Genomic DNA, 15,158 nt, shown 5'->3' with positions numbered 1-15,158 from the left:
TTTTACTTTGTTTCAATATTTGAGTTTTTACTTTTTACAAGGTTAATAAATTGTTCTTTATTTCTTGGAGAAATAATTTCTGTTTTTATGTGTATCGTAAACAATTTCAAGTCGTTCAAATGATAATGCATGAGCTACTATTGGATTTTTCGTATTTGAAATTTGTTTTATATCTCGTATAAATATACGTTTTGTAACGAGACCCGATCTAATCGTAATTGTTTCTTTCCCGGCAATATATTTTGCCAAAAATCAACTCCAACTAAACAACATTGCTAATGGAATTGTAAAAAGCAAAAGGAAATATTCTCTCCCTGCAAATATAGGAGCAAAACAGGCGCCTACAACAATAAAAAAAATTGGATGTAACCATACATCTTTTTTTGATGGAAATTCCATTTTCCTCCCCCTTCTACACCCGTATTTCTATAAAACAAAAAGAGAAGTATCACAACTTCTCTTTTCTCCCCTAACACTATAATTCCTGTGTATACACCGGCTCGTTTACGACATTTTTTGCTGTACGTTTTTGTTGCTGCAGTAAGAAAACAGATACACCAAACAATACGAGCATGCTACCGATAATTTGCATTGCATTTAATTTTTCTCCAAGTAAGAAGAACGCAAGTATAGATGCTCCAACAGGTTCTCCTAAAATACTCATTGAAATTGTCGTTGCATTTACATAATTTAATAGCCAGTTATTAATTACATGTGACACTGTTGGCACAATTGCAAGTAAAAGAAAAACAGTCCAATCCCACCTCGTATAACCTGTAAAGGGAACTTGTAATATGACATTATAAATCCCCATAAAAAGACCTGCGAACGCAAAGACTGTAAAGCTATAAATCCAGTGCGATACTTTCTTCACTGTCGTTTGCCCGATAAATAAATAACCGACAACCGCTATTACACTTAGAAAGGATAATATGTCACCATAAATTGCTTGCTTACTTAAACCTAAATCTCCCCAACCAATGCACATTACTCCTAAAATAGCGATTCCCATCGTTGCAATGGCTGAATATGTTGTTCTTTCTTTAAATAGAAAAAAACCTCCAACTAAAGATACGATTGGTTGAAGCGCCAAAATAATTGTTGAACTAGCAACTGTTGTATGCTTTAAAGATTCAAACCATAAAAGAAAATGAAGTGCTAAAAAGAAACCAGATCCAATTAAAAAGCCCCAATCTTTCATTTGAATCCTATTAAATTCCTCTCTTTTTTCCATACGATAGGCAGCATAATAAGTACGATAATCCATAAGCGGTACATACTTAATATTGAAGATGGTGCTGAGGACATCTTTACAAAAACTGCTGCAAAGGAAATGGCAATTATAGAAATAGCCAATGGTAGTGCGATTGATTTTTCTTGTTTCAAATCCTGTCTCCCCTCTCACCTGTCAAAAATCCCACTTCATTATATCCGTTTTCTTTCGTAACTTAAATACTAATTTTTTAGATTCTTCGTACCATTATGGTAAAATAGAAATTAAGGCACCAATTAGTGAATATTTCTTTCCTTTTCACTACAAGCGTCGCTCTTACAATCGTTACAGTAAATTTTTATTTAGGGGGATCTACATGAGTCAAACAATAGGGAGAATTGAAGAAATTTCATTTTATAGCGCATCACTTCAAGAAGATGTTACACTTCTCGTTTATTTACCAGTAAATTACACACCACTGCACAAACATACAGTTGTAATTGCACAAGATGGTAGAGATTATTTTCAGCTCGGTAAAGCGCACCGTGTAATTGAGCGCCTTCGTGAAACCGAAGAAATTGACCGTACAATTATTGTCGGTATTCCATATAAAAATGTACATGATCGTAAAGAAAAATATTTCCCAAATGAAGTGAAAAATGCTGCATATATTCGTTTCCTTGCTCATGAACTTGCACCATATATTGATGAAAATTATCCAACGTATCAAATGGGAAAAGGTCGTGTTTTAATTGGTGATTCTCTTGGCGGAACAGTTTCCTTTATGACTGCACTTATGTATCCGCATACATTCGGTAAAGTCGTTATGCAATCACCATTTGTGGATGAGACAGTGATGAACTTAGCAAAAGAATTCAAAGATCCACAGGCGTTAGAACTGTATCACGTCATCGGTACAGAAGAAACGGCTGTAAAGCGTACTGATGGACAAGTATCTGATTTCGTAGGGCCGAACCGTGAGTTAAATACGCTTCTTACAGATAGAAACTTCATCACGCATTACGAGGAATTTGAAGGCAATCATACTTGGAAATATTGGCAGACTGATTTAACGAAAGCCTTCTCTCATATTCTATCAATGAAATAATAGAGAGCAGTATTCAGAATAATTTGATATAATAGATAAAGAGATTTATTTATCTCAAAATCTAACTAGACTTACAAAGGGAGGAATTGGAACATGAAATTAGGCATTGTAATTTTTCCATCTAAAATGATTCAAGATAAAGCGAACGGATTGCGTAAACGTTATGACCCGCACTACGCATTAGTTCCGCCACATATTACATTGAAAACACCCTTTGAGGCGCAAGATGAACAATTAGAGTCGATTGTAAACGAGTTACATACAATCGCAAGTAAAACGAACCCTTTCACCCTTCATGTTGGGAAAGTTGGTTCTTTCGCACCTGTTAATAACGTCCTTTACTTTAAAGTAGAAAAAACACCTGAACTTACTTTCTTAAATGAAGAAATGCATAGCGGGTTATTCACGCAAGAACGCGAATATGCTTTCGTACCTCATTTAACAATCGGACAAGGCTTATCAGATGCAGAGCATGCTGATGTGTTGGGCCGATTACGTATGAAAGATTTCTATTACGAACAACCAATTGATCGTTTCCATCTTCTATATCAATTAGAAAATGGAACATGGACTGTACACGAAACATTCCGTCTTGGAAAGGGGAACAACTAATTTGCACGCACAGATTGTACAAACGGACGAACAACTAAGAGATGCATTCTCTGTACGTAAACAAGTGTTTGTAAATGAACAACGTGTCTCTGCTGAAGAAGAGTACGATGAGTTTGAAGAAACTTCAACACACGTTGTTATATATGACAATGATGTTCCAGTTGGTGCTGGACGTTTTCGCATCCTTGATGGTATAGGAAAAATGGAACGCATTTGCGTGCTAAATTCCCATCGCAAAAAAGGGATTGGAAAAATTGTTATGGATTCTCTTGAAGCGTATGCAAAAGAAAATTCGCTACCAAAATTGAAACTTCACGCTCAAACACATGCTGAAAATTTCTATAAAAAACTTGGATATGTAACAAGTTCTGATGTATTTATGGAAGCAAATATCCCGCACGTTGTAATGATAAAAAAATTGTAATTTGAAAACAGGAGGTGACCCCTCCTGTTTTTTTACATTGCTATTTTCTTTTTCTTCCGCTAAAGTTAAATGTTGATGCTATAGTTTTGAAGGTGAACATATGACACAAGAAAAATTTTCACAAAAATCGTTAACACACGCTGATATTCCGCGTGCGACATATCATATTCCGAAAACATCTACCCATTTAATTATGGAAGAAGATGTAGACGCGGCTTATTTCCGCGCTCTTGAACAACAAAATGTTTTTTTAAACGAAAAACAATTAGAAGCCGTGCGCACAACAGAAGGTCCTGTTCTTACACTAGCTGGTGCTGGAAGCGGGAAAACATCGGTTTTAACAACTCGCGTTGGTTATTTAGTAAATGTAAAACAAGTTCATCCACGAAATATTTTATTACTTACATTTACACAAAAAGCAGCTGAAGAAATCCGAAGTCGTGTTGCGAAGTTACCAGGTATGAATCATGCAGCAAGTAGCTACGTTGTTGCTGGTACATTCCACTCTGTTTTCTTAAAATTACTTCGTAGTCAAGGTTATAATCAGCAAATTTTAGCAAATGAAAAACATAAACAAATTATGATAAAGAAAATCTTAAAAGAATTGCGTTTAAAAGACGATTATGATGCGGAAACGATGCTCGCGATGATTTCACTTGAGAAAAACAAATTAAATCGTCCGAAAGATGTAAAAGCGAAAACACCAGTGGAACAAGAATTTAAAGAAGTATATGAACGTTTTGAAGAGGTAAAACAACGATACAATTATATTGATTTCGATGACATCTTATTGGAAACATATTACATGTTAGAAAATAATGCTCCTTTACTAACTCAATTACAACAACGTTTTCACTACATTGAAGTAGATGAGTTTCAAGATACATCCTATGCACAATATGAAATTGTAAAATTGTTAGCCACGCCAAGAAATAATTTGTTCATCGCAGGTGATGATGATCAAGCAATTTATGGCTGGCGAGGGGCAAGTCACCAAATTATTTTATCTTTTCCAAAAGAATTTGATAACACAACAATCATTGCACTAAATACGAATTATCGATCCAATCCCTTTATCGTCGGGCTTGGAAATGAAGTTATAAAATTAAATCAAGAACGTTTTGATAAAGAGCTATACTCCGTTCGTGAAGAAGGTGTACAACCTTTTTATGCAAGACCTGCTACGACTCTTGATGAAGCAAATCAAATTTTGCAGCTCATTCAAGAAAAAGTAGATAGCGGTGACCGAAACTATAAAGATTTTTGTTTACTGTATCGCACACATTCTGTAAGTCGTTCGTTACTTGATCAGCTTACCATTCATAAAGTCCCGTTTATTAAACACGGGGCGAGCCAATCATTTTATGAACATTCTTTAATCAAGCCTGTATTAGATCATTTAAGACTCGTGATTGAGCCGTTTCGACTAGAATCACTTTCAAACATATTGCCGACGATGTATATCGGACGTGATGATTGTATTTCATTTATTGAACGTGAACAATGGAAATATGGTGAGGGTCGCTTCCCTTCTCTTCTTCATTTCTTACTATTAAACCCAAGCTTAAAACCTTTTCAAGTGAAAAAGGTAAATGAGCGCATCGATTTTATTAAGTTTATTAAAGAATTAGAACCGAAAAAAGCATTAAAAGAAATCATTCATGGTAAAGGAAAATATTTAGAATACTTACAAAGTAACGATCGTTCTTCCTTTACGATGCATAAAGACATACAAGAAGAAATGTTGGAAGAATTAATGGAGTCTGCAACTCGTTTCACCGATATTCCAGCTTATTTACAATTTATCGACGAGGCGATTCAAGGTCAAAAAGAAATGGAAGCATTAAAAACAATGCCGCAAAAAGATGCCGTTTCACTTATGTCAATCCATAACGCAAAAGGCCTTGAATTTCCATGTGTCTTTTTACTTGGAGCGAGTGATGGAATCCTGCCCCACACTTCTTCTTTAAAAGATGCAAATGATCGTGTTACGGAAACTTCTGAAGCGTTAGAAGAAGAACGCCGATTACTGTATGTCGCCATTACACGTGCGAAAGAAGAACTTTATATTTCTTCTCCGCAATTTTTCAGAGGAAAGAAATTAGATATATCTCGTTTTTTATATACTGTGCGAAAAGATTTACCTGAAAAGACATCCACTAAATAAGGATGTCTTTTTTTTATATCACGTTATGTACATCCCTCCTATATAAATTCCTTGTTTTTATCGTGAGAATTAACGTAATATCAGCCATATTCCACTCATATTGTAATAGTGTATGTCAGAACTCACGAGAAGGAGTGAACATAATGAGCTGCAATTGTAATGAAGATCATCAACATGAGTGTGATTTCAACTGTGTATCGAATGTTGTTCGTTTTATACATGAACTACAAGAATGTGCAACGACAACATGTGGATCTGGTTGCGAAGTTCCATTTTTAGGTGCACATAACAATGCATCAGTAGCGAATACACGTCCTTTTATTTTATACACAAAAACTGGAGAACCTTTTGAAGCATTTGCACCATCTTCAAGCCTTACTAGCTGCAGATCTCCCATTTTCCGCGTAGAAAGTATAGATGATGATGACTGTGCTGTATTGCGTGTATTAACTGTAGTTTTAGGTGATGGTACCGCTGTACCACCTGGTGACGACCCAATCTGTACGTTTTTAGCTGTACCAAATGCAAGACTAATATCAACCTCCACTTGCATTACTGTTGATTTAAGTTGCTTCTGCGCTATTCAATGCTTACGCGATGTTTCTATTTAAAACTAAATAATGAGTTAAGCATGGATTGGGTGGCAGATAATTCTGCCACCCAATCCATGCTTAAAGAGTATTCTTATGTAAATTTCTTAAAATTGGGAACTTGTCTAGAACATAGAACCTGTCCTTTTCATTAACTGAAAGTAGAAACAGATAAAGGAGTGAAAAACATGTTCTCTTCTGATTGCGAATTTACTAAAATCGATTGCGAGGCGAAGCCAGCTAGTACACTACCTGCCTTTGGTTTTGCTTTCAACGCGTCTGCACCTCAGTTTGCTTCACTATTTACACCACTATTATTACCTAGCGTAAGTCCAAACCCAAATATTACTGTTCCTGTAATAAATGATACAGTAAGTGTCGGAGATGGCATTCGAATTCTACGAGCTGGTATTTATCAAATCAGTTATACATTAACAATTAGTCTTGATAACTCACCTGTTGCACCAGAAGCTGGTCGTTTCTTCTTATCATTAAATACACCAGCTAACATTATTCCTGGATCAGGTACAGCAGTTCGTTCTAACGTTATTGGTACTGGTGAAGTAGACGTATCCAGCGGTGTTATTCTTATTAACTTAAATCCTGGTGACTTAATTCAAATTGTGCCAGTTCAGTTAATTGGAACTGTAGACATTCGTGCTGCAGCATTAACAGTTGCACAAATTAGCTAGTAAAAAGCGGTATTTCTAATACAGAAATACCGCTTTTTATATATAATAAAAAACACTCACAGTAGCATGAGTGTTTCATTCTTCATATTGTTTTATTGTGTTCTTCTTTTTCCCACAATTGCATCCCTTTTTCTTCACAAATCCTTGTTGTTGTAATTGTTCTTGATATGCCTGTTGTTGTGCTTGGTGTTGTTGCTGTATATGATACCACTGCTGCAGGTCATATGAATTTTGCCTTGGATTATTGCTCACAGCAAACATCTCCTCTACTGTCAATTCTGTCTATTTACTATATGAACAACTCTTTATTTCCGTTCCCTCATTCTTTTAAACTCCGCTTTTTCTCTTATTATGAAAATATATTATTCTCCCATAAAATATCCTGTAATCGTTTCAATGATTGCTGCTGCTCCTGCAATGGCTAATAATGCAAGTAACGGTTCTGCAACGATAGGAATCCAATTATATAAGACTAATAAAAAAGCACTAACCCATACACCTGTACACCAATAACAGCTTAACAATTCGCCAATCCACTTTCTTAATCCTTTACCTTTCACTTTTGTAAACGTTGATACACTTCCATCCGGCTCCGTAATCTCTAATTCATCAATAAATGGTCTTCGCAAAAAGGCTGTAATTTTATCATAAACAATTAAACGAGTGAGCCTAAAAGCAGCTAACGCAAAAATAAAAAATAAAAGCCAGCTTGTAAACAGCATGATTCCACCTTCCCTTATCCTCTTTCGCCTATTTAAAAAAAAAGGTCTTGAGATTGTGACCAAATCTCCTCGACTCCAATATCTTATTAATGTAAATACAAACAAGAAGATAAGGAGTGACATTAATGAGTTGTAACGAAAATAAACACCATGGCTCTTCTCATTGTGTAGTTGACGTTGTAAAATTCATCAATGAATTACAAGATTGTTCTACAACAACATGTGGATCTGGTTGTGAAATCCCATTCTTAGGTGCACACAATACTGCATCAGTAGCTAATACACGCCCTTTTATTTTATACACAAAAACTGGAGAACCTTTTGAAGCATTCGCACCATCTGCAAGCCTTACTAGCTGCCGATCTCCAATTTTCCGTGTGGAAAGTGTAGATGACGATAGCTGTGCTGTACTACGTGTATTAACTGTAGTTTTAGGTGACAGTTCTCCGGTACCACCTGGTGACGATCCAATTTGTACGTTTTTAGCTGTACCAAATGCAAGATTAATATCTACAACTACTTGTATTACTGTTGATTTAAGCTGTTTCTGTGCGATTCAATGCTTACGCGACGTTTCTATCGTTAAGTAAACTAAAAAACTATTGGGGTGGTAGAAGCTTTCTACCACCTTTACATATTTAAAAACCGGCCATACTAATCGATTGGATATCATCTATAGACAACCTAATATCTCTCATACTATTTTGAGGCATAATAGATACAATGCCATTCCGATACGATATAATCGATCCAACATATGAGACTGTAACTGTTTTTATTCTGCACCTTACTTTCGGAATGTAATGAGGGCGGTTTAGTAAAAAATGAATTTTTTCATCATTATTCATATCCTTAAATGATTTATTATACGGGACAGTTCTTACTGGTTCTAGTTCTTCCTCTTCTTGTTCTGCGTGTTCTTCTTTTTCTTCTATTTTTTCTACTTTTTCTTCCACTTGCTGCTCTTCTTGTTGTTCTTGCTCTATTACCTCTTCCACAGCACTGCTTACAATATTTTCTTGTTTATTACTTTGCTCTTTTTGATCTTCATTTTCAAAGTTTGTCAGAATAATCCTTTTTATTTTCGGTGCAGCAAGTTCTAAACTTACTTGCGTGATATATAACAACGGTTTTCCAACTGTTGAACTTTTATTTTTATTCTTCACACTCGTCCCTCCCACTTCCATACGTAGCTAAATAAATCGTGTACTATTATAGTTATATTCATCACCTGATAAGAACTTTCGTTAAAAATCGTTCTTTCTCAGAACAAATAAAAAGGACAATCTCATCATTTAGAGATTGTCCTTTAAAATTTAATATTATATTTATCCTAGGATATGATACCCTGAATCAACGTGAATGTTTTCTCCTGTTACACCGCGAGCTAAATCACTGAATAGGAATACTGCTGTATCGCCAACTTCTTCTTGCGTTGTTGTACGACGAAGTGGTGCGCGCTCCTCAATTTCTCTTAAGATTGAGTTGAAATCGCCTACACCTTTTGCAGATAACGTACGAATTGGTCCTGCAGAAATAGCGTTAACACGAATACCGTGTTGACCTAAATCGTTCGCTAAATATTTCACGCTCGCTTCTAATGAAGCTTTCGCAACACCCATAACGTTATAATTTTTCACAACGCGCTCGCCGCCAAGGTATGTTAACGTTAAAATATTTCCGCCTTCTGTCATTACTTTTTTTGCTTCTCTTGCTACAGCTGTTAAAGAGAATGCACTAATATTTTGTGCAAGTAAAAATCCATCGCGAGAAGTATCTACAAATTCACCTTTTAAGTCATCGCGATTTGCAAAAGCAATACAATGTGCTACACCGTGAATAGTACCTACTTCTTGTTTAATTGTTTCAAAGCAAGCTGTAAGTTCCTCATCATTCGTTACATCACAAGGTAATACAAGTGATTCTTGTCCTTCTAATGTGTCCGCTAATTCACGAACGTTTCTTTCTAAACGTTCTCCTGCATATGTGAATATTAATTTTGCACCTGCATTATGCAAAGAGCGAGCTATTCCCCATGCAATACTTCTTTGGTTCGCAACGCCCATAACAACAAATGTTTTCCCTTGTAATAGTTCCATGATATATCCTCCCAGAAATACTTATACTTGTTATTAGTACCTGATACTATAATTATAGTACCATAAAACCGCTTAAAGGCAAACAAAAAAGTCATTAACAGAAATTTGTTAATGACTTTTGGTTTCTATAAAAAACCGCTCTAATCCTTCTTCCCAAGACGGCATTTGTGAAAAACCATTTAATCTTAGCATGTTATGTTGAAAAATAGAATATTTGGGCCTCGCAGCCGCAGCCCCGAATTCTTCCGTTGAAACAGGTAATACATTCACTTTCATATTGGCGTACGAAAATATCTTTTGTGCAAATTCAAACCAAGAGCATGAGCCTCTGTTTGATACATGGTATGTACCGTATAAAGAAGTATGAATGAGCTTATTAATAACCATATTCAAATCCGCCACATACGTAGGAGAGCCAACTTGATCCGCTACAACAGATATTTCATCTCTTTCTTTTCCTAATCGCATCATCGTTTTCACGAAATTATTCCCATATTTACCATATAGCCACGATGTGCGAACGATAAAATATTTATTATGTAACTCTTTGACGAACTGCTCCCCCGCATACTTAGAGGCCCCATATATATTTATCGGCGCTGGACTATGAAATTCGTCGTATCCATCTGGTCTGGCGCCTTGAAATACATAATCAGTACTAATATAAACTAGCTTCGCCCCTACTAATTGTGAAGCAACCGCTACATTTCGAGCTCCGATTGCATTTATTCTATATGCAAGATCCTGTTCTTTCTCCGCATGATCTACTTTCGTATAGGCAGCACAATGAATAATTATATGTGGTTTTATTTCTTGTACCACTTGTTGTATTCGGGATATATTTGTCACATCTAATAACTTTTTATCAAATGGATATATATCATATTCTTCAGAGTCTAACTCTTCAAATAGTTGCTTTCCTAATTGACCGTTTGCTCCTGTTATGATAACCCTCTCTTTCATTTAACATGCCCCTTACTAATCTTTTAGTGGTTTCCACCATTCCTTATTCTTTTCATACCATTTCACCGTCTCTTGTAATCCTTGTTCAAACGTATATTTCGGTTCCCAATCAAATTCATTCTTCATTTTCTCTGCATCAATCGCATAACGACGATCGTGCCCTAAACGATCTGTAACATATTCAATGTCTTTTTTTGTTTTTCCTAAAAGAGTAATAATTTGTTCCACAACTTCTACATTTGTTTTTTCATTATTTCCACCTATATTATATACTTCTCCGACACGTCCCTTATGCAAAACAACGTCAATCGCACTGCAATGATCCGTTACATGTAACCAATCTCTTACATTTAAACCATCACCATATAACGGTAGTTTTTTTCCTTCTAGTGCATTCGTAACCATTAATGGAATTAATTTTTCAGGATACTGGTACGGTCCATAATTGTTAGAACAACGCGTTACTATAACCGGTAATTGATATGTTTTATAGTAAGATAGAGCTATCATGTCCGCGCTCGCCTTACTTGAAGAATATGGACTATTTGGAGCTAACGGCGTTTTCTCTGTGAACTTCCCTGTTTTTCCTAAAGAGCCATACACTTCATCCGTTGATACTTGCACAAGTTTTATATGCGAATATTTTTTAACTAGTTCTAATAAAGTGACCGTCCCAATTACATTTGTATCATAAAAAGGAATCGGATTTTCAATACTACGGTCCACATGTGATTCAGCTGCAAAATTTACAATCACTTGTACGTCCCGCTCTTTTATAACGTGTTCTAATAGCTCTCCATTTTGAATTTCTCCCTTTACAAAAGAGTAATTCGGGTGATCCAGAAGAGATTTTACGTTATTTAAATTCCCGCTATATGTTAATGCATCGTAATTAATAATTTTATATGTTTCATAACTTTGTAGCATGTAATGAACGAAATTACTTCCAATAAATCCAGCCCCACCTGTTACTAATATATTCATAAACAACGCTCCTACTTAAAAACTATCTTCATATTCCTCTAATAATGGTAATATCTGATCCTTATCGGACAATATAGGATCGGTTACTGGCCAAGGAATTGCTAAATCTTTATCTTTCCAAAGTAATCCTGAGTCATGCTCTGCGCTATAATATTCATCTACTTTATACATAACGATAGTATGCGGAACAAGCGTGCAAAATCCATGCGCAAACCCTTTTGGCACTAGTAATTGCCGATGGTTATCTGCACTTAAAATATATCCTTTCCATTGTTTAAATGTTGGTGATTTTTTTCGTAAATCAACGATAACATCATAAATTGCCCCTTGCATAACTTGAATGAGTTTCGTTTGTGCTTTCGGTTTTTTTTGAAAGTGTAGTCCCCGAATCGTTCCTGCCTTAGCCGAATAAGATACGTTATCCTGTACAAATGAATACGTTATCCCTAATGTTTCTAGCACCTGCTTATTATAACTCTCTGAAAAAAAGCCACGCTCGTCTCCAAACAACCTCGGTTCTAACAATTTTGCATCGGTAAAATTTGTTTCTACAACTTTCATATTCTCACCTATTCTCCGTTAAACTGTTTCCCAAAATTAATATCACGCGCTAACGTATTCGCCTTTTGAAGCGAAGCATGAGTTCCCGCATCAGTCCACCAACCGCTCATTTCATTATAAGTAAGTACCCCTCGTTTTAAATACCAATTATTTATATCTGTAATTTCAAGTTCTCCCCGCGCAGAAGGTTTTAATTCTTTAATATAAGAAAAGACTTTCGAATCATACAAATAAATTCCCGTAACCGCATAAGAACTTTTCGGCTCTTTCGGCTTTTCTTCAATTTCAACTATTTTTCGGTTTTGAATATGTGCTACGCCAAATCTTTCGGGATCTTCTACAGATTGCAATAGCACTTTCGCACCTTCTTCTTGATTTGCAAACTCTTCAACATACGGAAGAATATCATCTGAAAAAATATTATCCCCCAATATAACTACCATACGATCATTCCCGACGAAATCTTCACAAAGCCCTAACGCCTGTGCGATCCCGCCCGCTTTATCTTGCACACGATACGTAAAGGAAACCCCAAATTCATGACCACTCCCTAAAAAGCTAACAACATCCCCCATATGCTCTTTACCTGTAATAATCATAATATCTGTAATATCGCATTGTTTTAGCTTATATACCGCATGATAAATCATTGGATACCGACCAACAGGAAGTAAATGTTTATTCGTTACTTTCGTTATTGGATATAATCTCGATCCAGTGCCACCTGCTAAAATAATTCCTTTCACTTTGCATCTCTCCTTTATGATGGAGATAATATATCTTTGTAATGTTCTACAAACACTTTCCGGTACTTCTCATATGTATCCGCATCAAACTCATCCCCGTTGTAATGAATACACCATAAATTTGCTTGATTTGGGATACCAATTAAATAACCAGCCCTTTGAAACTCTAAAGACTGTGACACATCATAAAAGTGAAACCCTTGAAACAAATCTTCTCGCCACGGAATATCATACTGCGTTGCCATGAATAAGCCATCAATTGCCTGAACTGACAAAAATGGTTGATTACCATAAAAAACCTGATCTAAATTTAATAATTGATAATTCTGTCTTCTATACTCAATCACTTTCCCTACTAAATTTTTTCCTTCCCACCATATCCCGTTATTCGGTAAAAACTGAGCCCCAGCGACTCCTATTAAACCAAGCTTTTCATTTTCTTTAAAAAGAGATATAAGTGTAGAAAACATGTCTCGATTAATAAGATATGTATCTTGATGTATATACACTTTGTATTTCGCTGGATATGAAAGGGCTCGGTTGTATGCACTTGCCATACTTTGTGCATCTCGTATCGGAAAAATTTGCACGACATAACCTGGGGGAACAAAAATGTTTCTTATTTGGCTCTCACATTGTTTGAAAAGCTCCTCATTATTTACACAGATAACGACTAATATTGTATGATCTTTCATTTTTGTCCCCCCTTTTATTCTTCCTTATTTACATCTGACATATATTGTTCCACAAATATTTTCCGATATTTTTCATAGTTCGTCATATTCACATCAAAATGATAATGGATACACCAAGCATCACGCTGTACAGGTACACCAACTGTATATCCTGCTTTTCTAAATTCAAATGATTGAGATACATCATAAAAATCAAATCCGTCAAATAAGTCTTCTCGCCACGGAACATCATATTGTGTGGCCATTAATAAACCATCAATACATTCTACAGGAATAAATGTTTTTGATTCATGATACGGTTGTTCTAAACTTGCCATATAAAACAAATCATTCATATAACCAATGACCTTTCCTACAATTCCACGCCCTTCGTTCCATACACCAGTCGGAGGAACATATTGCGCTCCAACCATCCCAATCATACCAAGGTGTTCATGTTCCTCAAATAATTGAAGTAATCCGTATAAAAAAGCCCTATTTATAATAAAAACATCTTGATGTAAATACACTTTATACTTCGCTGGATGCGAAATGGCTTGATTGTATCCACTCGTCATACTTTTCGCATTTCGAATCGGCATAAATTGTACAATATACCCTGGCGGTACTAACAATTGCAATATATGTCGAACGCAGTTTGCATACAATTTCCGATCATTTATACATGTAACAAATAATATTGTTTTGTCTGCAGTACTCATAATTGTGATTTTTCAGCTTCAATAATATACTGAAATACAACTGTCTCAGCCATGAAGCCACTTCCAAGACGATATTTTTTACAAATTCCATATAACTCCTCAATAAGCGGCTCATACATTTTATGATCAACATATACACGATCTACTTTACTAATAACATATCCTGCTTTTAAAAACATTCTTAGCATTTCATTAAATGTAAAGAAACGAATATGTGTTTTATCTAATAAACCATATTCTGTATACGTCCAATTTCCGGCAAGTAAGGGAGCTAATACTGAAATATGAGCAACGTTTGGTATACTTGCTAAAATCACACCATTTTTCTTTATATATGGCTTTACTTTTTCTATCACAGCCCACGGATCAAATAAATGCTCTAATACATCTCCAAATAGGATGCAATCAAATTGTCCCTCCTCATAAGGAAGATCTATTTTTTCTATATCCCCTAAAATAACATGATCTAGTCTTTCTTTCGCTTTTTCTGCCGCCTCTGGAAATGCCTCAATTCCTGATACACGTGTACCATTTTCTTTAATAGCCGCTCCCAATGCACCGCTCGAGCAACCAATATCAAGAACTTCTTTCCATTCCTTTTTTATATGCTTTAATAAATTCGGATTCGCTGCATTATAATAATGCTCGGATTTTTCTTCATATAAAGAACTTTTTTCGCGATTCATTTCACACACTCCTTATGCAAATTGAATTAGAAATATAAATCTCATATGAATTCTATAAAGTGCAGATTTTGTTCATCCCCCAATGATTATTAGCCCACAAATAGCAGTATAAAATCTTTTATCTATATTGGTTACGTTACCGATACTCTAATATATAACCAATCTATTAGAGTTAGAATAAAGATACATCATTTC

18 protein-coding genes and 2 pseudogenes are annotated in these 15,158 nt (G+C 35.5%); 7 read left to right on the top strand and 13 right to left on the bottom strand.

Features of this window, described 5'->3' with window-relative positions; translation table 11 throughout:
• Nucleotides 1-2 precede the first annotated feature (2 nt).
• Together ACUL40_RS26260 and ACUL40_RS26255 are read right to left on the bottom strand one after the other, a co-directional pair.
• A pseudogene (locus tag ACUL40_RS26260) lies at nt 3-399 on the bottom strand (PH domain-containing protein).
• A gap of 76 nt (nt 400-475) precedes the next feature.
• Nucleotides 476-1,386, bottom strand: a pseudogene (locus tag ACUL40_RS26255) (DMT family transporter).
• A 203-nt stretch (nt 1,387-1,589) separates the two neighbouring features.
• Between ACUL40_RS26255 and ACUL40_RS26250 the strand changes: the two are divergent.
• The 6 genes from ACUL40_RS26250 (at nt 1,590) to exsF (ending at nt 6,806) form a co-directional block, all read left to right on the top strand.
• Nucleotides 1,590-2,321, top strand: a complete 732-nt coding sequence (locus tag ACUL40_RS26250; RefSeq protein WP_445422682.1) for an alpha/beta hydrolase — start codon at nt 1,590-1,592, stop codon at nt 2,319-2,321.
• A gap of 93 nt (nt 2,322-2,414) precedes the next feature.
• Nucleotides 2,415-2,933: a YjcG family protein gene (locus ACUL40_RS26245; protein WP_000765863.1), complete on the top strand. Its 519-nt coding sequence runs from the start codon at nt 2,415-2,417 to the stop codon at nt 2,931-2,933.
• A gap of 1 nt (nt 2,934) precedes the next feature.
• Complete coding sequence (locus tag ACUL40_RS26240) at nt 2,935-3,357, top strand: GNAT family N-acetyltransferase (RefSeq protein WP_000543297.1); 423 nt, start codon at nt 2,935-2,937, stop codon at nt 3,355-3,357.
• Nucleotides 3,358-3,457: 100 nt separating this feature from the next.
• Nucleotides 3,458-5,524 carry an ATP-dependent helicase gene (locus tag ACUL40_RS26235; protein ID WP_000191200.1) on the top strand — a complete coding sequence of 689 codons (2,067 nt, stop codon included), beginning with the start codon at nt 3,458-3,460 and terminating at the stop codon, nt 5,522-5,524.
• Between the two features lie 143 nt (nt 5,525-5,667).
• The gene (gene cotY / locus ACUL40_RS26230) at nt 5,668-6,135 is read left to right on the top strand and encodes a spore coat protein CotY (protein WP_001277719.1); all 468 of its coding nucleotides are present in this window, start codon (nt 5,668-5,670) and stop codon (nt 6,133-6,135) included.
• A 167-nt stretch (nt 6,136-6,302) separates the two neighbouring features.
• Nucleotides 6,303-6,806 (top strand): exosporium protein ExsF, encoded by a 504-nt coding sequence (exsF, locus tag ACUL40_RS26225; protein ID WP_000492939.1) that lies wholly within the window; start codon nt 6,303-6,305, stop codon nt 6,804-6,806.
• Between the two features lie 75 nt (nt 6,807-6,881).
• Here the strand turns inward: exsF and ACUL40_RS26220 are convergent, their stop codons facing one another.
• A complete protein-coding gene (locus ACUL40_RS26220; RefSeq protein ID WP_029948404.1) occupies nt 6,882-7,067 on the bottom strand; it encodes a hypothetical protein in 186 nt (61 codons plus the stop codon).
• A 101-nt stretch (nt 7,068-7,168) separates the two neighbouring features.
• Nucleotides 7,169-7,528, bottom strand: coding sequence for a DUF1360 domain-containing protein (locus tag ACUL40_RS26215; RefSeq protein ID WP_000899662.1), 360 nt, complete (start codon nt 7,526-7,528; stop codon nt 7,169-7,171).
• Nucleotides 7,529-7,653: 125 nt separating this feature from the next.
• Between ACUL40_RS26215 and exsY the strand changes: the two genes are divergently transcribed.
• Nucleotides 7,654-8,118, top strand: a complete 465-nt coding sequence (gene exsY / locus ACUL40_RS26210) for an exosporium assembly protein ExsY (protein ID WP_001277740.1) — start codon at nt 7,654-7,656, stop codon at nt 8,116-8,118.
• Between the two features lie 48 nt (nt 8,119-8,166).
• On the opposite strand, the gene ACUL40_RS26205 is transcribed toward exsY, so the two are convergent.
• The 9 genes from ACUL40_RS26205 to ACUL40_RS26165 form a co-directional block, all read right to left on the bottom strand.
• Nucleotides 8,167-8,715 carry a spore coat CotO family protein gene (locus tag ACUL40_RS26205; protein ID WP_167316553.1) on the bottom strand — a complete coding sequence of 183 codons (549 nt, stop codon included), beginning with the start codon at nt 8,713-8,715 and terminating at the stop codon, nt 8,167-8,169.
• Between the two features lie 141 nt (nt 8,716-8,856).
• Nucleotides 8,857-9,627, bottom strand: coding sequence for an enoyl-ACP reductase FabI (gene fabI / locus ACUL40_RS26200; protein WP_000421886.1), 771 nt, complete (start codon nt 9,625-9,627; stop codon nt 8,857-8,859).
• Between the two features lie 108 nt (nt 9,628-9,735).
• Nucleotides 9,736-10,590 carry a dTDP-4-dehydrorhamnose reductase gene (gene rfbD, locus ACUL40_RS26195; protein WP_000664653.1) on the bottom strand — a complete coding sequence of 285 codons (855 nt, stop codon included), beginning with the start codon at nt 10,588-10,590 and terminating at the stop codon, nt 9,736-9,738.
• Between the two features lie 15 nt (nt 10,591-10,605).
• Nucleotides 10,606-11,574, bottom strand: a complete 969-nt coding sequence (gene rfbB, locus ACUL40_RS26190; RefSeq protein WP_001024160.1) for a dTDP-glucose 4,6-dehydratase — start codon at nt 11,572-11,574, stop codon at nt 10,606-10,608.
• A 15-nt stretch (nt 11,575-11,589) separates the two neighbouring features.
• Nucleotides 11,590-12,135: a dTDP-4-dehydrorhamnose 3,5-epimerase gene (gene rfbC, locus ACUL40_RS26185; protein WP_000869416.1), complete on the bottom strand. Its 546-nt coding sequence runs from the start codon at nt 12,133-12,135 to the stop codon at nt 11,590-11,592.
• A gap of 8 nt (nt 12,136-12,143) precedes the next feature.
• Nucleotides 12,144-12,881 (bottom strand): sugar phosphate nucleotidyltransferase, encoded by a 738-nt coding sequence (locus ACUL40_RS26180; protein WP_000676156.1) that lies wholly within the window; start codon nt 12,879-12,881, stop codon nt 12,144-12,146.
• A 14-nt stretch (nt 12,882-12,895) separates the two neighbouring features.
• Nucleotides 12,896-13,576, bottom strand: a complete 681-nt coding sequence (locus ACUL40_RS26175; RefSeq protein WP_060634678.1) for a glycosyltransferase family protein — start codon at nt 13,574-13,576, stop codon at nt 12,896-12,898.
• A 14-nt stretch (nt 13,577-13,590) separates the two neighbouring features.
• Nucleotides 13,591-14,277 carry a glycosyltransferase family protein gene (locus tag ACUL40_RS26170; protein WP_025709871.1) on the bottom strand — a complete coding sequence of 229 codons (687 nt, stop codon included), beginning with the start codon at nt 14,275-14,277 and terminating at the stop codon, nt 13,591-13,593.
• Nucleotides 14,274-14,963, bottom strand: a complete 690-nt coding sequence (locus tag ACUL40_RS26165) for a class I SAM-dependent methyltransferase (RefSeq protein WP_050228927.1) — start codon at nt 14,961-14,963, stop codon at nt 14,274-14,276. Before ACUL40_RS26165 ends, ACUL40_RS26170 begins: the two co-directional genes overlap by 4 nt.
• Nucleotides 14,964-15,158: the final 195 nt, after the last annotated feature.

This window comes from Bacillus sp. KNSH39 (assembly GCF_052656585.1).
This window is presented reverse-complemented; position numbering and strand designations above follow the sequence as displayed.